The 18,690-nt window shown below is 69.9% G+C and carries 16 protein-coding genes; 12 read left to right on the plus strand and 4 right to left on the minus strand.

Features of this window, described 5'->3' with window-relative positions; all coding sequences use genetic code 11:
* Positions 1-11: 11 nt before the first annotated feature.
* Entirely contained in the window at positions 12-1,331 is a 1,320-nt protein-coding gene (locus tag ACFVDO_RS18055) for an O-acetylhomoserine aminocarboxypropyltransferase/cysteine synthase family protein (RefSeq protein ID WP_378859826.1), read from the minus strand.
* A 78-nt stretch (positions 1,332-1,409) separates the two neighbouring features.
* Entirely contained in the window at positions 1,410-2,354 is a 945-nt protein-coding gene (locus ACFVDO_RS18060) for a zinc-binding alcohol dehydrogenase family protein (protein ID WP_378859827.1), read from the minus strand.
* 53 nt (positions 2,355-2,407) lie between these two features.
* Between ACFVDO_RS18060 and ACFVDO_RS18065 the strand changes: the two genes are divergently transcribed.
* Both ACFVDO_RS18065 and ACFVDO_RS18070 read left to right on the plus strand, forming a co-directional pair.
* On the plus strand, positions 2,408-4,441 hold the full coding sequence (locus ACFVDO_RS18065; protein WP_378859828.1) for a hypothetical protein: 2,034 nt from the start codon (positions 2,408-2,410) through the stop codon (positions 4,439-4,441).
* A gap of 30 nt (positions 4,442-4,471) precedes the next feature.
* Positions 4,472-5,431, plus strand: coding sequence for a hypothetical protein (locus ACFVDO_RS18070; RefSeq protein ID WP_378859829.1), 960 nt, complete (start codon positions 4,472-4,474; stop codon positions 5,429-5,431).
* Here ACFVDO_RS18070 and hrpA read toward each other — a convergent pair.
* On the minus strand, positions 5,406-9,398 hold the full coding sequence (gene hrpA, locus ACFVDO_RS18075; RefSeq protein WP_378859830.1) for an ATP-dependent RNA helicase HrpA: 3,993 nt from the start codon (positions 9,396-9,398) through the stop codon (positions 5,406-5,408). The two genes, ACFVDO_RS18070 and hrpA, sit on opposite strands and share 26 nt — an antisense overlap.
* An 84-nt stretch (positions 9,399-9,482) precedes the next feature.
* Between hrpA and ACFVDO_RS18080 the strand changes: the two genes are divergently transcribed.
* The 4 genes from ACFVDO_RS18080 to ACFVDO_RS18095 are packed head-to-tail and all read left to right on the plus strand — an operon-like array spanning position 9,483 to position 12,109.
* Positions 9,483-10,172, plus strand: a complete 690-nt coding sequence (locus tag ACFVDO_RS18080) for a hypothetical protein (protein WP_378859831.1) — start codon at positions 9,483-9,485, stop codon at positions 10,170-10,172.
* Positions 10,165-10,461: a transcriptional regulator gene (locus ACFVDO_RS18085; RefSeq protein ID WP_378859832.1), complete on the plus strand. Its 297-nt coding sequence runs from the start codon at positions 10,165-10,167 to the stop codon at positions 10,459-10,461. Before ACFVDO_RS18080 ends, ACFVDO_RS18085 begins: the two co-directional genes overlap by 8 nt.
* Entirely contained in the window at positions 10,458-11,360 is a 903-nt protein-coding gene (locus tag ACFVDO_RS18090) for an ABC transporter ATP-binding protein (RefSeq protein ID WP_378859833.1), read from the plus strand. The genes ACFVDO_RS18085 and ACFVDO_RS18090 overlap by 4 nt, the downstream gene beginning before the upstream one ends.
* Complete coding sequence (locus ACFVDO_RS18095) at positions 11,357-12,109, plus strand: ABC transporter permease (protein WP_378859834.1); 753 nt, start codon at positions 11,357-11,359, stop codon at positions 12,107-12,109. The genes ACFVDO_RS18090 and ACFVDO_RS18095 overlap by 4 nt, the downstream gene beginning before the upstream one ends.
* 69 nt (positions 12,110-12,178) lie before the next feature.
* On the opposite strand, the gene ACFVDO_RS18100 is transcribed toward ACFVDO_RS18095, so the two are convergent.
* Positions 12,179-13,015 (minus strand): SDR family NAD(P)-dependent oxidoreductase, encoded by an 837-nt coding sequence (locus tag ACFVDO_RS18100; RefSeq protein ID WP_378859009.1) that lies wholly within the window; start codon positions 13,013-13,015, stop codon positions 12,179-12,181.
* Positions 13,016-13,108: 93 nt separating this feature from the next.
* Between ACFVDO_RS18100 and ACFVDO_RS18105 the strand changes: the two genes are divergently transcribed.
* The 6 genes from ACFVDO_RS18105 (at position 13,109) to ACFVDO_RS18130 (ending at position 18,527) form a co-directional block, all read left to right on the plus strand.
* The gene (locus ACFVDO_RS18105; RefSeq protein WP_378886875.1) at positions 13,109-13,693 is read left to right on the plus strand and encodes a TetR/AcrR family transcriptional regulator; all 585 of its coding nucleotides are present in this window, start codon (positions 13,109-13,111) and stop codon (positions 13,691-13,693) included.
* Between the two features lie 9 nt (positions 13,694-13,702).
* Positions 13,703-14,539 carry an aldo/keto reductase gene (locus ACFVDO_RS18110; protein ID WP_378859011.1) on the plus strand — a complete coding sequence of 279 codons (837 nt, stop codon included), beginning with the start codon at positions 13,703-13,705 and terminating at the stop codon, positions 14,537-14,539.
* Between the two features lie 98 nt (positions 14,540-14,637).
* The gene (locus ACFVDO_RS18115) at positions 14,638-16,398 is read left to right on the plus strand and encodes a thioredoxin domain-containing protein (protein WP_378859012.1); all 1,761 of its coding nucleotides are present in this window, start codon (positions 14,638-14,640) and stop codon (positions 16,396-16,398) included.
* Positions 16,399-16,535: 137 nt separating this feature from the next.
* Positions 16,536-17,420, plus strand: coding sequence for a hypothetical protein (locus tag ACFVDO_RS18120; RefSeq protein WP_378859013.1), 885 nt, complete (start codon positions 16,536-16,538; stop codon positions 17,418-17,420).
* A complete protein-coding gene (locus tag ACFVDO_RS18125; RefSeq protein WP_378859014.1) occupies positions 17,387-17,761 on the plus strand; it encodes a GntR family transcriptional regulator in 375 nt (124 codons plus the stop codon). The genes ACFVDO_RS18120 and ACFVDO_RS18125 overlap by 34 nt, the downstream gene beginning before the upstream one ends.
* 70 nt (positions 17,762-17,831) lie before the next feature.
* A complete protein-coding gene (locus ACFVDO_RS18130) occupies positions 17,832-18,527 on the plus strand; it encodes a class I SAM-dependent methyltransferase (protein WP_378859015.1) in 696 nt (231 codons plus the stop codon).
* Positions 18,528-18,690 lie beyond the last annotated feature (163 nt).

Consider the following 18,690-nt stretch of genomic DNA (forward strand, 5'->3'; position numbering starts at 1 on the left):
CGGACTCCGAGTCAGAGGAGCGCGAGCGCGCGCTCGAGATCCGCGATGAGGTCGGCGGGATCCTCCAGGCCGACCGAGACGCGGATGGTGCCCAGCGAGATACCGGCGGCGGCGCGCTGTTCGGCGTTCAGATGGTTGTGCGTCATCAGCGCCGGGTGCGCGACGATGCTGCGTGCGTCGCCGATGTTCGCGATCAGACGGAACGTCTGGAGCCCGTCGATGAGTCGGGCGACCCGCTCGAGCTCGTCCTCGTCGCCGTCGGGAGCGAGGTCGAAGGAGAACACCGAGGGCACGCCGCGCGGCAGGTAGCGTCCTGCGAGCCCGTGCCACGGGTTCCCGTCGAGGCCGGGGTGGTGCACGGCGGCGACCTTGGGGTGGTCGGCGAGGTGCTCGGCGATCTTCAGCGCGGAACTGCTCTGGCGAGACACTCGGAGATCGAGCGTCTCGATGCCCTGCAGGATCTGCCATGCGTTGAACGGCGACAGCGCCGGGCCGAGGTCGCTGACGTACTTCGACTTCGCCAGCACGGTGAACGCGCGGGTCGGACCGAACTCCTCCCACGGCACCACATCGCCGAAGCGGTGCTGTGCCCGGGTGAACTGCGGCCACTTCTCGGGCTCCGCGCCGAAGTCGAAGCTGCCGAGGTCGACGACGACGCCGCCGAGAGAAGTGCCGTGTCCTGCGAGGAACTTCGTCGCCGAGTGTACCGAGAAGTCGGCGCCGTGCTCGCCCGGGCGGATCAGGTAGGGGGTGCCGACGGTGTTGTCGATCACGAGCGGGACGCCCGCCTCGTGCGCGATGTCGGCCACCAGGCGGATGTCGAGCACCTGAGCGATCGGGTTGGCGACGGACTCGGCGAAGAACACCCGGGTCTGCGGCGTCACGGCTGCGCGCCAGGCATTCGCGTCATCCTGGTCGACGAACGTCGTCGTGATGCCGAAGTCGTCGAGGGTGTCCTGCAGCAGGTCGACCGAGCCGCCGTAGAGCTGGTTGGCGGCGACGATGTGGCCGCCGCGGCCGGCGAGGGCGAGCAGCGTGATCGCGACGGCTGCCTGGCCGGAGGCCACGGCGACCGCGCTGACGCCGCCCTCGAGCGCCGCGACGCGCTCCTCGAGGATGAGCTGGGTCGGGCTGGAGTTGCGGCTGTAGATGATGCCCGACTTGCGCAGCGCGAACAGGTCGGCCGCCTCCTGCAGACTCGCGAACTCGTAGGCGGCGGTCTGATGGATCGGCGGCACCGCGGTGCGGTGCGGCGCCCCGGCCTCGAAGCCGTGCTGCACCTGTGCGGTCGCGAAGGAGGCAGCGGCGGAGACGGTGTCGGGGGAGGTCATCCCCCTATCTTCGGAGATCGGCCGGTCACGCCCCCGGCATGTGTCGAACTGTTGCAGTCCCGGGAATGGACCAGCGGATCAAGGGATCAGGACGATCTTGCCCTGCACGGCGCGGGACTCGACGAGCTCGTGCGCGCGGGCGGCTTCGGCCAGCGGCAGCTCGGGTCCGAGCTCGACGGAGAAGTCGCCGGCGACGAGCAGGTTGATCGTCAGGGGGAGCGCCTCCGCGCGCCAGGAGAGCTGCTCCTCGGTCAACGGCTCGGGGCTGCCCCCCGAGTACGCGTGGATGCCGAAGGACGCGGCATCCGGTCCGCGGACGATCGTCGCGATGCGATCGCGGTCGGCGACGAGGGCGAGGGATGCCTGGATCGCCTCATCCGTGCCCGCGCAGTCCAGCACGACGTCGACGCCCTGCGGGGCGGCTTCGCGCACCCGCTCCTCGAGCCCGTCGCCGTAGGCGATCGGGATCGCGCCGAGCTCGCGCAGCCGATCGTGCCTGGCGGGGCTCGCGGTGGCGACCACCGTCGCGCCCCACAGCACGGCGTACTGGATCGCGGCCTGACCGACCGATCCCGAGCCGGCGTGCACGAGCAGAGTCTCGCCCTTCACGACTCGGAGCGAGCGCAGTGACTGGTACGCGGTGCCCACGGGGATCGCGATCGCCGCGCCCTCTGCGGCGGTGACGCCGTCGAGCAGATGCGCGAGATGGGCCACAGGCACGGCGAGCTGGCTGGCGTAGGTGCCGAGGGTGTCGCGGATCGCCACGCGGTCGCCGACGGCGAATCCGCTCACGCCCGCTCCCACCTGGGCGATCGTGCCCGCGCCGTCGAAGCCGACGTGCCGGGGCTCGGTCAACGGCGGCAGCGGACGGCCACCGCTGCGCTGCTTGGCGTCGATCGGGTTCACGCCGGCCGCCTCGATGTGCACCACGACCTCGCCCTCGCCCGGAACCGGATCCGGCACCTCCACGAGGCGGAGGACGTCAGGTGAGCCGATTTCCGAGAACACGATCGCGCGAGCCATGCACCCAGGCTAACGCGGCGCTCCACGGCCGTCGCCGCCCCTATCATCGGAGAATGACGACGGCGCGACGACGAGGCATCCTCGCCGTCGTCACCGCGATCGTGCTGCTCGCGCTCGGCGCAGGAACCGCAGCCGCGGTCGGAGACGCGCTGGGCATCCGTGTCGAACAGTCCTCGCCGATGGATCCTGCGGCCGCGGCGGCTCGACCGGTCGCCGACCCGGTCGCTCCGCCGAGGATCGACGTGTCGGATGTCCCCGACTCCGAGCGCGTCGCGGTCGCCGTGGACGAGCTGCGCGACGCGATCGCCGATGCCGGCGCGACGGCGGGGGAGGCCACGCTCGCCGTCGGTGCCGCCGCCGAGGGCACCGACGACGCGTACGCCATCACCGGGGATGCCGCGGCGCTGACCATCCGCGCGACGACCGAGGCAGGCACGGTCCGGGCCGTCTACGACCTCGCGGCCCAGGTGCGCGCCGCGAAACCGCTCACCGACCTGATCGGTGCGCATGACGCTTCCCGGCTTCCGCTCCGGATGACCGATCTCGGTGCCGTCGGCGTGACACCCGACCCGGCCGAATGGGAGTCCGGCACCGACTACTCGCACGCCTCAAAGGCCTTCGCGGACGTGTTCACGCCGGATGCCCCCTACATCGATCGGACCGCGCTGGCGGCGGCCTACGACGACTTCGACGTCTTCCTGCGGCACTCGCTCGCGAACGGGTTCAACGCGGTCGCGTTCCCCGGGTTCGTGGAGTTCGTCACGTTCGACGGCGTCCAGGGCGGCCCGGTCTACGCCGAGGGAGACGAGCACCGCGCCAAGGCGATCGCCATGCGCGAGGCGTTCGCGCCGTTCTGGGAGCGCGCCGATCAGCTCGGCGTCAAGGTGTTCCTGCGCACCGACATGCTCGCCCTCACCGGCCCACTCGAGCGGTACCTGAAGGGCCGGTTCGGCTCACTCGACACCGAGGACCCTGAGCTGTGGGACGTCTACACCGCCGGCCTCGACGAGCTGTACGACGCCGTTCCCGCGCTGGACGGCGTACTGATCCGCATCGGCGAAGCGGGCACGGTGTACGACGTGGAAGGCTGGGACTACTACTCGTCCCTCAGCGTGACCACCGTCGACGCCGTGCGGACGATGCTCGAGGCGTTCACGTCTCAGGCGGAGGCTGCCGAGCGCGAGGTCGTCTTCCGCACCTGGTCCGTGGGGATCGGCGCCGTCGGCGACATGCACACGAATGCCGATTCCTACCAGGCCGTGCTCGGCGGGATCGACTCGCCGGCGCTGATCGTCTCGACCAAGTACACGCTCGGCGACTTCTACACCTGGCTCCCGCTGAACGACACTCTCGAGCAGGGCACGCAACGGCGCATCATCGAGTTCCAGAGCAGGCGCGAGTTCGAGAACTTCGGGTCCTTCGCGAACGATCTCGGCGCCGAGTACCAGCGCGCCCTGCAGCAGCTGCTCGCCGCGAACGGGAACATCGACGGCGTGTGGGTGTGGACCCAGGACGGTGGACCGTGGCGCGCCGGCCCCATGACTCTGTACCTCAAGGCCGGGTTCTGGCAGCTGTACGAGCTGAACACGCAGGTCGCTGCATCCCTGGCCCGCGATCCGTCGACGGACGTCGCCGAGGTGACGGCCGACTGGGCTCGGGAGTGGCTCAGCACAGACCCGGAGACGGTTCACGCGATCACCTCTGCGATGGCGAACTCGCGCGACGCGATCGCACACGGGATGTATGTCGCCCCGTTCGCGCAGCAGCGGGTGTTCGCCATCGGCCTGGAGCCGCCGCCGATGATGTGGATCTTCGAGTGGGACATCCTGACGGGTGATTCCGCCGTGCTCGATGTCATGTACTCCATCGTGCGCGACAGCGACGGCGGCATCGACGGGGCCATCGCGGACGGCGAGAAGGCTGTCGCGACCGCGGAGAGCATGCTCGACACCGTCTCGGCGACGGATGCCGCGACCTGGCGGTCGCCGGAGATGCGCGACGACTTCATCGGGGCGCTGGCCTACGAGGCGGACACGCTGCGGATGCTCACCGCGTATCGCGCGCTGATGCTGCACCAGGGCCAGTGACACGCGACCCTCTCGCCCGCCGCGCATGCGATGTGGGAGGCCGACCGGGCGAGGTTCGAGAAGCTGGCCGCAGCGCACCTGAAGACCTATGGCAGTGATCTCGATCATCCCGCGCTCAACCTCACGGCGGCAGAGTCGGGCATCGAACGGACCGCGCGCGACGACACGATGGCGTGGCTCGCGCGAGGGCTGCTCGTGCTCGCGATCGCGTGGGTGATCATCGGGGTGCTGGCGGCACGCACCCGTCTGGTGCGCCGCCCGGGCGCCGTCGCCGCCCGTGCGACCTGGGTCGCGGCGACCAGACCGTGGCGAGCACGGGAATCGGCACTCGGCCTGGTCGATCTGGACCGATGGCTGCTGTTCCTCGTGCCGGCGGCCCTGCTCGTGGCGACGCGCGCCGTGCAGACCTCGTTCCTGTCCTGGACGCATCTGGCCGTCGTACTCGGAGCATGGGTGCTGTTCGCGCTGATGATCCGCCTGTTCGTGTGGCGGCACTCGCCGTGGCCGGTGATCGCTGCGGTCGGCGGGGTCGTGGTGCTGCGCTGCATCCTGACGCTCTTCGCACTGTCGTTCACCGGACCGGGCGGCTACTGGTACGCGTTCTGGGTTGAGCCGGTGCCCCGCACCGCATATATCGCGGTCGCTTTCGCGCTGTTCCTCTGGGTGTTCGTCGCGGCCGGCTGGGCGCTCTCGGCCCAGGTCGGGGCGCGCCGCGCCACCGGATACGTGCTCGCGTCGGCGGGTGCCGGGCTGCTCGTGCCGTCCGTCGTCATCGGGTTCATCGGGCTCGAGGCGGCGCTCACCGTCTGGAACGACGAGATGGGCCTGCTGCCGTGGGGGCTCGCGCGCATCCTCGGCATCACCACGTACCTGGGGATTCCGGTCGAGACGCCCTGGTTCGCCGCGGGCTTCGCCGCCGTGCTCCTGCTGGCGGGGGTGCTGCTCGCACTGCCGGGGCGGCGGGTCAGCGCTGGGCCAGCGCCTTCGTGATGCGCTGAGGCGAGACCGGCTGCGCGGTGCCGAGACGCTGCGCGAACAGGCTCACGCGGTACTCCTCGAGCAGCCAGCGCACGTCGACGAGATACGCGGGGGCGTCGGCCGGGAGGGGCACCGCACCGCCGGCGTCGGCGAACAGCGCAGCCATGCGCTCGTACTCGGTCATCCGTGTACGGTCCTTGCGCGGAGCATCCGCGAGCCCGCGCAGCCGCTCGACCATGCCGTCGAGGTAACGGGGCAGGTGCGCGAGCTGCGCCAGCCCTGTCTCCGAGACGAATCCGGGATGCACCAGCCCGCTCAGCTGTGCGCGGATGTCGTTCAGCGGAGCGAGCAGAGCCAGCGAGTTCTCCTTCTTGATGCCGCGCTCCACGTCGCGCGACTTCGTGAGGATGCGGGCGACGAGCGACACGCATGCGAACAGCTCGTCGACCAGCGCCGCGTTCACGGCATCCCGCACCCGCGCGAACTCCGCCTCGGAGCGCACGACCCCGCCCGGTGCCGCACGCTCGATGAGGGCGCGCGCGACAGCGTTGCGGCAGTCCTCGATGAGCGCCTGCACGTTCTGGTAGGGGGATGCCGCGAGCGCGAGCTTCTCCGGAGCTGTCAGGTGCTCCTGCACATAGGACGACGGCGAGGGCACGTTCAGCAGCACCAGGCGCAGCACGCCGTCGCGGGTCGCCGCAGCCGCGGCATCCGCCGTCGCCTCGACGCGCAGCGCGACCGCCCTGCCGGTGTCGACCAGCGCGGGGTAGCCGCGCACGATCCCGCCTGCGACCTTGGTGTCGAGCACCTCCGGCAGGTCTCCGACATCCCAGGTGGTGATTCCGTCGCGCTCGATCGGGCCGCGAGCGGAGGCTGCGGCGACGGATGCCGCCGCAGCCTGGGGCGTGCCGCTGCGGCGCCCCTTCGGCTCGTCGCCGCGCGAGATCTGCCGCGCGACGCTCTGCCTGGCGCGACCGGCCAGCTGGTCCTGCAGTTCGCCGAGGTCGCGGCTCGAGCCGACCACGCGGCCGCGCTCGTCGACGGCGCGGAAGTTCATCCGCAGGTGCGACGGCACCCGCTCCATCTCGAAGTCCGCCGCCGACACCTTCTGGTTGGCCAGAGGCAGGATGCGCCGGGCGAGCGCCTCCACCAGGGAGAGCGGCGGCTGCCCGGTGTGCTTCTCCGGCCCGGCGTCCGCCAGCTCGACGCCGAACTTCTCGGCCCAGTCCGCAGCGGGCACGACGTGCCGGCGGATCGCCTTCGGCAGCGCGCGCAGCAGCGCGGTGATCAACTCGGCCCGGAGCCCTGGCACCTGCCAGTCGAAGCCGGTGTCCTGCACCTGCTGCAGCAGCGCCAGCGGAATGACGACGCTCACGCCGTCGTCGGGCGCGCCGGGCTCGAACCGGTACGCCAGGCCGAGCACCTGATCACCCTGCGGCCAGCGCGTCGGGAACTCGCTCTGATCCGCGCGCTCGTCATCATCGACCAGGTCGCTCTCGCGCATCACCAGAAGCTTCGGGGTCTGTGCGAGGGCCTCGCGCCACCACGTCTCGAAGGAGCGCACGTCGTATACGTCGGCAGGAATACGTTCGTCGTAGAAGCGGAACACCGCCTCATCGCCGGCGAGGATGTCGCGCCTGCGCTCGCGCTCCTCGAGCTTCTCCAGCCGGCGACGCAGCTCTGCGTTGGCGCGCCAGAACGCGCTCACCCGCTTGTCGATCCTGGACGGATCCCACTCGCCCTCGACGAGGGCGTGCCGCACGAACAGCTCGCGGGCGCCGGGGCGATCGATGCGGGCGAACTGCACGCGCCGACGCGGGATGATCTCCACGCCGAACAGCGTCACCTTCTCGGACGCGACGGCGGCGCCGGCATCCTTCGACCAGTGCGGTTCGGAGATCTGGCGCTTGGCGAGGTCGCCGGCGAGGGCCTCGGCCCATGCCGGATCGATCTGAGCGACCGTGCGCGCGAAGGTGCGCGAGGTCTCCACGATCTCGGCGGCCATCACGGCAGGCGGCGACTTCTTGCGCAGCGCCGATCCGGGGAAGATCGAGAACCGGATCCCGCGCGCGCCGCGGTACTCGGCGATGCGGCGCTTGCCGTTCTTGTCCTTGTTCTTGTTCTTGTTCGCGCTCGGGCTGGCGGTGCGCTCGTCGAGGATGCCGATCTGCGAGAGCAGGCCTGCGAGGATCGCGCGGTGGATGGCGTCGCCGTTGCCCGCACCGGTCGTCGGGCGCCCTTCGTCTCGCTTCGCTCGCTCAGGAACCGGTGACTGGGGCTTCGATCGCTCAGGAACCGGGCTCTTCACGAGCGTCCGCAGCTGCCGGTGCACGTCGAACCACTCCCGCACGCGCACGTAGTTCAGGTGCTCGCTGCGGCACATCCGCCGGAACGCGCTCGACCCGAGCTCCTTCTGCTGCTCGCGCAGGTGGTTCCAGAGATTCAGCAGGGTGAGGAAGTCGCTGGTCGGGTCCGCGAAGCGGGCGTGCATACGGTCTGCCTCGTCGCGGACACCCTGCGGTGCCTCCGCCGACGGTCGCTCGCGCACGTCCTGGATCGAGAGCCCGGCGACGATCGGCAGCACGTCGTGGGTCACCCCTGTGCGGGCCGCCTCGACGAGCATCCGGGCGAATCGCGGGTCCATCGGCATCCGCGCGATGTCGCGGCCGATGCGGGTCAGCCGCGGTGCGCCGTCGCGCGAGGCGACGACCGCGCCGAGCTCGCCGAGCAGGTCGAGCGCGGCCTTGACGCCGCGCGAGTCCGGCGGAGTGAGGAACGGGAACTCGGCGATGTCTCCGAATCCGAGGGAGAGCATCTGCAGCACGACCGAGGCGAGCGAGGTCCGCAGGATCTCGGGTTCGGTGAACTCGGGCCGCTTCTCGAAGTCGTCCTCGCCGTACAGGCGGATCGCGATCCCGTCGCTGGTGCGGCCGGCGCGACCGGATCGCTGGTTCGCGGATGCCTGGGAGACGGCCTCGATCGGCAGGCGCTGCACCTTCGAGCGATTGCTGTATCGCGAGATGCGGGCGGTGCCGGTGTCGACGACGTATTTGATGCCGGGCACCGTGAGGCTGGTCTCGGCGACGTTCGTGGCGAGGATGACGCGGCGTCGCACGCCGGCGACCTTCGAGGGCTCGAAGACCCGGTGCTGCTCGGCGGCGGAGAGGCGGCCGTACAGCGGCAGCACCTCGACCGGCGCCGTCTGGGAGCGGTACGCGGCCCGAACAGCCTCCGCGGCGTCGCGGATCTCGGCCTCGCCGGGCAGGAACACCAGCACGTCACCGGCCGGCTCGCGGTCGAGCTCGCGCAGCGCGCCGACGATCGCCGTGACCTCGTCGCCGGGCTCAGGATCGGTGGGCGTGTCCTCCGCCTCATCCACCAGCGGTCGGTAGCGGATCTCGACCGGGTAGGTGCGACCGGAGACCTCGATGATCGGGGCGGGCTTGCCGGAAGGGTCCGAGAAGTGCGCCGCGAAGCTCTCCGGATCGATCGTCGCCGAGGTGATGATCACCTTCAGGTCGGGGCGCTCGGGCAAGATGCGGTGCAGGTAGCCGAGCAGGAAGTCGACGTTGAGGGAGCGCTCGTGCGCCTCGTCGATGATGATCGTGTCGTAGCGCCGCAGCAGCCGGTCGCGGTGTATCTCGTTGAGCAGGATGCCGTCGGTCATCAGCGCGATGCGGGTGGCATCCGAGACCTGATCGGTGAATCGCACCTTGTAGCCGACCAGGTCGCCGAGTTCGACGTGCAGCTCCTCGGCGACGCGCTCCGCGATCGTGCGTGCGGCGAGCCGGCGAGGCTGGGTGTGCGCGATGCGCTCACGGCCCAGCTCGAGACAGATCTTCGGCAGCTGGGTGGTCTTGCCCGATCCGGTGGCCCCGGCGACGATCACGACCTGGTGGTCGCGGATGGCCTCTGCGATCTCGCCCCGCGCGGCCGAGACCGGCAGCTCCGGGGGATAGACGATGACGGGCGAAGACATAGCCCTCCATCGTATGCCGAAGTCGGGGGAGGGGATCTTCTCCAGCCCTTGACATGCAAATCAGTTTGCCGTACAAAGTTGTTTATGAACAGCGACAACGACAACGACGAGGGTGAGGACGTCGCCCTCTCGCCGGAGCAGATGCTCTCCCTGGTGCAGGACCAGCAGCGCACGGTCACCGGGCGAATGGCGGGTTTCGTGCCCTGGATCCTGGTCGCCTGGGGCATCGCCTGGCTCGTCGGCTTCCTTCTGCTCTGGGTCGATGCGAACAATCATCCGCAGGATCCGACGCCGTCGGTCTGGGCGGGTGTCGCCTTCGCCGTGCTGCTGATCGCCGCCGGTCTCGTCTCGATGGTGCTCGGCATCCGCTCCGGTCGTGGCCTGCGCGGCACGCGCGACAGCGCGATCCTCGGGATCGTCTACGGCAACACCTGGTGGGTGGGCAGCGCGGGGATCGTCGTGATCGGCCAGGCACTGGTGATGCGAGGGATGCCGGATGCGCTGCTCTCGGTGTACTACCCGAGCGCCTTCATCGTCTTCGCCGGGATCATGTACATCATGTCCGGTCTGATCTGGCGGGCGTATCCGATGGCCGCGCTCGGCCTCTGGTCGGTCGCGATCGGTGCGATCGGAGCGCTGCTTCCGGTGCCGGGAAACTACCTGCTCTTCGCGTTCGCCGGGGGTGGCGCGTTCCTGCTGATGGCGGGTTGGACGGCGTGGTGGGTGCATATCGCCCGCAGTCGGGTCGCGAGCCTGGAGGGGCGCCGTGCCTGATCTCGACCCCGTCATCCACGCCCAGGCGCGGCTGCGCATCGTCGCCGCTCTCGCCACGCTCGAGAAGGACGATCAGATCACCTTCCCTCGGCTGCAGGAGGTGCTCGACATGACCGCGGGCAATCTCTCAACGCACCTGCGAAAGCTCGAGGACGCCGACTACGTCACGGTCGAGAAGACGCACAAAGGCCGCACGCCCGTCACCTACATCGCACTCACCACGAGGGGCCGTCGGGCCTTCGAGGACTACACCGCGCAGCTGCGCGACCTGCTGGGAGGAACGACATGACACTGGCAACGTTCGATCACGTCACGCATCGCTTCGGTGCCCTGACCGCCGTCGATGACGTCACGCTCGAGATCCCCGAGGGGCAGATCCTCGGGCTGCTCGGGCCGAACGGCGCGGGCAAGTCCACGCTGCTGTCGCTGCTGCAGGGGCTGCGTCGGCCGACATCGGGCACGGTGAGCCTGTTCGACGGCGATCCGCGTGACCCTTCGTCGCGGATGCGCCTGGGCAGCACCCCGCAGGAGACGGCGCTGCCCGAGACGCTGAGGGTCGGTGAGGTGCTCGACTTCGTCGGGAGTCATTTCCCCGAGCGGGTGGACACGGGCGAGCTGGCCGAGCAGTTCGGCTTCGAGGATCTGCTGAAGCGCCAGACCGGTGGCCTGTCCGGCGGGCAGCGCCGCCGCATCTCGGTGGCGCTCGCATTCGTCGGCGCACCGCGGCTGGTGCTGCTCGACGAGCCGTCGACGGGTCTCGATGTCGACGCACGGCGGGTGCTCTGGGACGCGATCCGCGCCCGGCACGCTGAGGGGGCGACCGTCGTCGTCACCAGCCACTACCTGGAGGAGATCGAGGCGCTCGCCGAGCGAGTGGTCGTCGTCGACCAGGGCCGCATCGTGGCCGACGACACGCTGCGGGGCGTGCTCGGCAGAGTCGCCAGGTCGCGCGTCACGCTGCGGACCGCGGATGCCGGTGCCGTGATCGCTCTCGCTGATGACGCCCCGGCCGCGACGGACGACGGCGAACTGACCCTCATGGTGAACGACTCCGACGCGTTCGTGCGACGGCTGGTCGGCAGCGGCCTCGACTTCTCAGAACTCAGCGTGCGCGGAGCCACCCTCGAGGAGGCCTTCCTGGCACTGACCCGCGAACCGGAAGCTGCTGCGGAAGGAGGCGTCCGATGAGCGTCGTCTCTCTGACCGCCGTGCACGCGAAGTACAACCTGCTCGAGACCCTGCGGGTGCCGATCGCGGTGATCGGCTCTCTCGCCTTCCCCGCCCTGGCGACGCTCTTCTTCGTGGTGCCGAGCACTGCCGTGGCTGAGAACCCCGAGTACGCCACGCAGGCGATCATCTCGATGAGCGTGTTCGCCGTGATGGTGAACGGGCTGTTCTCGTTCGCGCTCACGGTCGCCGAGAACCGGGCGACGCCGTGGGATCCCTACCTGCGCACCCTCCCCGCCCCCGGCATCGTGCGGGTGCTCGCGCACGTGTTCTCGACCGGAGTGCTCGGGTTGATCTCGCTGCTGCCGATCATCCTCATCGGTGCGCTCTTCACGAGCGCCGAGGCTTCCGCGCTTCGGGTGATCGCAGGGCTGCTCGCGATCGTCTTCGCGGCGCTGCCCTTCATGTTCATAGGCATCTGCATCGGCTACGCGATGTCGCAGAAGGCCGCGATCGCGGTCGTGCAGATCGCCATGTTCGTGATGGCCTTCGCGGGTGGGCTGTTCCTGCCGCCGATCATGTTCGCCGACTGGCTTGACAACCTCTCGAAGTTCTTCCCCTCACGGCAGGCGCGCGAGTTCGTGATCTGGGCCGTACAGGGCGGCGAGCTGCCGTGGTGGTCCTGGGCCGGCATCTTGTTCTGGACTGTCGTGTTCCTGGTGCTGGCGCTCGTGCTGTTCCGCCGCGACGAGGGCAGGAGATTCCGCTGAGTCCGCACATGCGAACGCGGCATCCGCTCGCTCGGGTCGAGCGGATGCCGCGGGTTCAGCGTCAGCGGGTCAGAAGTGCGTGCCGCCGTCGATGCGCACCTCGGTGCCGGTGATGAACCTGCCGTCCTCGCTTGCGAGCATCGCGACGACGCCCGCGACCGACTCGGGGCCGGCGAAGCCCTGACCGATGGCCGGCTGCAGCTTCATGAAGAGCATCATGTCGGCATCCTCGGGCAGGCCGGGGCCCTGGCTCTGCTTGCTCTGGCCGGAGCCGTCGGTCATCCCCGACGAGATCGAGCCCGGCTGCACGGCGGTGAAGCGGATGCCCTGCTTGGCGTACTCGGCGGCGAGCGCGTGCGTCATCGACTGCACGCCGCCCTTGCTGGCCGCGTAGGCGGCCATGTACGGGTGCGCGAACATCGCCGAGGTCGAGCTGAAGTTGACGACGGCCGAGTCGTTGCCCTCGAGCAGGGCGGGAATGGCTTCGCGGATCATCAGGAAGGTGCCGACCAGGTTCACCTGGATGACCTGCTGGAACTGGTCCAGCGTGGTCTCGTGGGTGTGCGAGGAGCGCAGGATGCCGGCTGCGTTGACCAGCACGTCCAGGCCGCCGAGGGCCTCGACGGCGGTGGCGACGCCCGCCTTGACCGATGCTTCGTCGGCGATGTTGACCTCGACGACGGTGAGGCGCTCGGCGTCAGGGCCGGCCTTGCGGACGGTGTCGGCGAGACCGGCGGCGCTGACGTCGGCAGCGGCGACGTGGCCGCCCTCGGAGAGCATGCGCAGCACGGTCGCCTGGCCGATGCCCGATCCGCCTCCGGTGACGAGTGCGCGGCGGCCTTCATAGCGGTTCATGGTGTTCCCTTCATCGGTTCCGGGTCCGGCGACCCGGATCCGCTTCGTCATGCCTAAATGGCACAACGTGTCATATTGTCACTCAACGCATGAAAAGGGAAGTTATTCCCGTACTCTCGGATCATGGATGCTGCGCCAGGACTCATGAGCAGACGCAAGGCGCAGACCGCGCGGGAGATCGCTCAGGTCGCCGCCCGGAGGTTCGCCGCCCAGGGGGTCGCCGGCGTCACTGCAGCCGAGATCGCCGCGGCCGCGGGCGTCTCGCTGCGCACCTTCTACCGCTACTTCGCGACGAAGGAGGATGCCGTCGCCCCGATCCTCGAGATCGGAGCGGCCCGCTGGCAGTCGGCGTTCGCCGATGCGGCGGGCGATCTGGCATCCGCCATTCCCGGCATCATCGCCGCGCAGCTGACATCGTCCTCGGAGGAAGAAGGGGAGGCGCTTGCCGGCATGCGCCCGCTGCTGCGCGCACTCGGGGAGGACCGCGAGCTGCGCGCGGTGTGGGATCGCGTGAACCACGAGTCGGAACTGCGGCTCACCGAGCTCGTGCTCGCGCGCGGGGGCGATCGGTTCGATGCGCGCCTGCTCGCCGCCGCTGCAACGGAGTCGATCAGGATCGGGCTGGAGGAGTGGGCGATCGGCGACGCCGGCATCGAGGGCGACGGCTCTCCCGCACCCCTTGCGGTCCGCGCCTTCTCGGCACTGTCACCTGTCATCACAAGCCCCTAGGCTGGACGCATGATCATCCCCACTCGCTCTTTCAACGATGGCTACGACATCCCGCAGCTCGGCTACGGCGTCTTCAAGGTCGACCCGGCCGAGACCGAGCGTGCCGTCTCCGAGGCGCTCGAGATCGGCTACCGGCACATCGACACCGCCGCGATCTACGGCAACGAGGAGGGCGTCGGCGCCGCAATCGCCAAGAGTGGCGTGCCGCGCGACGAGCTGTTCATCACCACCAAGCTCTGGAACGACCGTCACGACGGTGACGAGCCGGATGCCGCGATCGCCGAGAGCCTCGACAAACTGGGCCTCGACCACGTCGACCTGTACCTGGTGCACTGGCCGACCCCGGCCCGCAACAACCACGTGCACGCCTGGGAGAAGCTGATCGGCATCCGCGATGAGGGCCTTGCGACCTCCATCGGCGTCTCGAACTTCCTCGTGCCGCACCTCGACGACATCGTGAACGCCACCGGCGTGACCCCGGCCGTCGACCAGATCGAGCTGCACCCCGCCTACCAGCAGCGCGAGGTCACCGACTGGGCCGCAGCGCACGGCGTGCAGGTCGAGGCCTGGGGCCCGCTCGGTCAGGGCAAGTACGACCTGTTCGGCACACCCGCCGTCGCCGAGGCCGCCGCAGCCACAGGCAGGACTCCCGCGCAGGTGGTGCTGCGCTGGCACCTCCAGAAGGGCAACATCGTTTTCCCGAAGTCGGTGCATGCCGAGCGCCTGCGCGAGAACATCGACGTCTTCGACTTCGAGCTCACCGGCGACCAGATCGCCGCGATCGACGCGATCGATCCCGGCGACGGCTCGGGTCGCGTGAGCGCGCACCCCTCCGAGCTGAACTGAGCACGGCTGCGGTCTCACTCGTTGCGGGTGTTCGGGCATCCGCACCCGCACCGAGTGAGACCGGAACAGGGGGAGTGGCGGCGGCGTAGCGTGGGGGCATGAGCAACCGCCTGGCCGGCACCCTCAGCCCGTACCTGCGTTCGCACGCCGACAACCCTGTGGACTGGCATCCCTGGGGGCAGGACGCCTTCGACGAGGCTCGGCGCCGTGATGTGCCGGTGTTCATCTCGATCGGCTACTCCACCTGTCACTGGTGCCACGTGATGGCGCGGGAATCGTTCTCCGACGCGGCCACGGCCGCCGTCCTCAACGACGGCTTCGTCGCGATCAAGGTCGATCGCGAGGAGCATCCCGAAGTCGACGCGGCCTACATGGCCGCGGCATCCGCGTTCACGCAGAACCTGGGCTGGCCGCTGAGCGTGTTCGCGACGCCCTCCGGACGCGCGTTCCACGCGGGCACCTACTTCCCGCCGGTCGCCCGCGGCGGGATGCCGTCGTTCCGCGATGTGCTCGCCGCCGTGCAGGAGGCCTGGCGGGATCGCCGCGACGTGGTGGTCGAGCAGGCGGATGCCGTGGCATCCGCTCTCTCGCAGATCGTGGCCGAGCCGTCGCCCCTGCCCACGCCCGCGCAGCTGACGGATGCTGCCGCGCAGGTCGCGAGCCGGGAGGACCGCGTGTACGGCGGGTTCGGCGGTGCGCCGAAGTTCCCCGTCGCCACGACCCTGCGATTCCTGCAGGCGGTCGGGCCGGTCGAGGTCGTGGATCGTGCACTGACCGCGATGGCGGGTTCGGAGCTGCGCGACGAGGACGGCGGGTTCTTCCGGTACGCGACCCAGCGGGACTGGACCGTGCCGCACTACGAGCGGATGCTGACCGACAACGCTCAGCTGATGGACGTCGCGCTCGCCGCCGGACGCGTCGACGTGGTGCGCGGCATCGCGGACTTCCTGCTCGGGGTGCTGCGGCGCGACGGCGGCGGGTTCGGCGCCGCGCAGGACTCCGAGTCGTGGATCGACGGGCAGCGCGACGAGGGCGGCTACTACCAGCGGCCGGTCGCCTCGCGGGTGGGACTCGAACCCCCGGCCGTCGACGGCAAGGTGCTCAGCGGCTGGAACGGGCTCGCGATCGGCGCACTCGCCCGCGCCGGGGCGGCGCTGGGTGAACCCTCTTGGGTGCGCGCGGCTGAGGATGCTGCGCACTTCGTGCTGGCGACGAACCGCTCGGCGGAGGGCCGGCTCGTGCGCTCCTCGCTGGACGGCGTCGCCTCGGCCGCCGTGGCCACGACGGCGGATGCCGGTCTGCTCGCCGATGGGCTGTTCGCACTCGCGCTCGCGACCGGCGAAGCGACCTGGGCCACGGCCGCCCTGGAGGTGTTGGACGCGCCCATCGTGGCCGACCCGGTGCTCGTCGCGCAGGAGATCCCGGTGGCAGGGGATGACAGCGATGGGGATCTGCCCTCGGCCACTGCGGCGCTTGCCGCGGCATCCCTCGCCGCGTGGCGGCTGGGAGCGGGATCGTTGTATCTCGATCGCGCGAGCGAGTTCGTCTCAGGGCTCGCGGCGCGAGCGCTGGAGCATCCGTTCGGGTACGGAGCGCTGCTGCGCGTCGCCGCGGCGCTGGCGTCGGTGCCGCGGCAGATCGTCGTGGTCGGCGGCTCCGACGCGCTCGCCGAGGCGGCGCGCAGATCGGATGCCGACGTCGTCGCCGTCGTCTCTCCGGCGCAGGCGCGCGCATTCGCGGATGCCGGATTCGAGCTGTTCCTGGACAAGGGCGCCGTGGAGGGTGTCGCGTACGACTGTCGCGACTTCGTCTGCCGGCTGCCGACGAGCGATCCGGAAGAGTTTGGGCCGGGACGCTGAACCGCGAGCCAGTTCAGCGCGGCTCGCTCGGAGGCGTGTATTGACAGATTGATACACCGTGCGCCATGGTGTTGTATCAACAGATCAGTACACGAAGGGGGGCTGCCATGGGCGGTCCGGGGACCATCCTCATCGTCATGACCATCGCGATCATCGTCGCGATCGTGTGGCTGATCGTCCGTCGTCGCGGGCGGGCTGACCTTCCGGAGCGCATCGCACCGGTCATCGCGGCGGCGCGCCGACGGTCGCTCTTCGCAGTGGTCGTCGCCCTTCTCGTCTTCGTCATGGGCGCGGCTGTCGGTCTGCTGATGCCCGAGCTGCTCGGGCTGCCGCTCGCGGTGACGCCCCTGGTGTCGGCGGCAACGGGACTGGCGGTGTACGCGGCGACTCCACCGCGCAGCGTCGAGGTCGCCGAGGGTGAGCCGCGCTCAGCCCGACTCGAGCACCGATCCTGGCTGTCCTGCATTCCGGGCGGCTGGTTGCACGCGTGCATCGAGATCATCGTGATCTTCGTCGCCGTGGTCGTGTTCTGCGGCATCACCGCCGTGGATGACGACCAGGGGCGTTCGCGGGCGATCGGCTTCACGGTCGCCGGCGACTCCTCGATCGCGACGCCGTACCCCGGGTGGTACTACGGCGTGCCGGCGCTGATCGGGCTCGCTCTGCTCGTCGTCGCGACGATCGTGGCGCTGCAGCGGATCGGGTCGACGGCGGTGTTCCCCCGCCCGGAGGATGCGGAGAGCGACGCGCAATGGCGTCAGGCGTCGGCGTCTGTCGTGCTCAAGCTCTCGATCGGTGCCGTGCTGCTCTCGCTCGGCGGCATCGCGTGGACGGCGGGTGCCCTGATGAGCGTCTCGGCGTCGGGTGTCGGGGCCCCTGCGGTGTGGACCGTGGTCGGGAACATGCTGCTGTGGGGCGGCATCATCGCGCTGGTCCTCAGCATCGTCAGCGTGACCCTCGCCGCGCTGACCGCATTCACGGTCGGGGAGTGGGCATCGCTCAATCCGGAGCCGGTGCGGTGATCACCCTCGACCCGGCCGGCGCTATCGCGCCCTTCGAGCAGATCCGTTCGCAGCTCGCCGACGGCATCCGTGCGGGTGATCTTCCGGGCGGGCAGCGGCTGCCGTCGATCCGGCAACTGGCGGGCGATCTGCGCGTCGCGGCCGGAACCGTCGCGAAGGCGTACGCGGCGCTCGAGGAAGAAGGGCTGATCGAGACCAGTCGCGCGCGCGGCACCCGGGTGCGCGCCGGGCACGCCTACGAGGACACGGTTCGGGATGCCGCGCAGGCGTTCGTCGCGGCATCCGCCGGGTTGACTCTGGAACAGGCGCTCGGCGCGGTGCGCGCGGCGTGGGACGGGTGACGGGTGAGCCCGAGTCCGAGCGTCGAGCGCTTGCGGCGCGAATGCCGGCGCACGTGTAGCGTGGGCGCTCGTGAGTGCCGACGCCGACCAGTTGATCGCGCGGACGCGCGCCTGGTTCGAGGCGCCGGAACAGATCTCGCTGTATTCAGCGGAACACCTCCAGGGGCCGACTGAGCTCGAGTCTTCGCTACTGGAGCGTCTGCGCCCGCGCGGGTGGGACATCCTGGATCTCGGTTGCGGGGCCGGGCGGCTGGCGGTTCCGCTCGCTCTGCAGGGCAATCGGGTCACAGGCATCGACGTCAGTAGGCCGCTGATCGATGCCGCGCGGCAGTTCGCGCGCGACCGCGACGCAGGCACTGTGGAGTTCGATGTCGTCGCAGGCGCAGGAATCGAGTTTCCGCCGACGTCGTTCGACCTCGTCCTCTCTGTCAAGCACTTCTGTTACATCCCGGGACGGGAGCGCCGACGCGGTCTGCTGAACGATGTCGCAACGGTGCTTCGCCCGGGCGGACGCCTGGTCGTGACCAGTCACCTCGTGCCAACGGAGGCGGAGGCGCTCGAAAGTCTGCGGGACGACCCGGTTCATCGGGCGGCGGCCGCAGAGTTCACGGAACTCGAACCGCTCGACACTTTCAGTGACGGACAGGGGTACGTGCACTGGTTCACCCGCGGCTCGCTCCTGGATGAACTGTCCGTGTTCGGACGCATCGAGGGCATCGAGGAGAGCATGGACGGGTTCCAGATCGGCGTCATCCTCCGGCGATGATGGCGGAACCGCTCGTCATGCGGTGAAAGCCTCGCCGGCCCAGTCGGCATCGGTGAGTCTGCGAACGGACATTCTCCTCGCGGCATGCGTCGCGGCAGCGTGGCCGACGGTGACACTTCCGATTGCGTCCAGTTCAAAGGCAGGCGTTCCGAGCGAGACGGGG

The organism is Microbacterium sp. NPDC057741, assembly GCF_042798735.1.
In the GTDB taxonomy this organism is placed as follows: domain Bacteria; phylum Actinomycetota; class Actinomycetes; order Actinomycetales; family Microbacteriaceae; genus Microbacterium.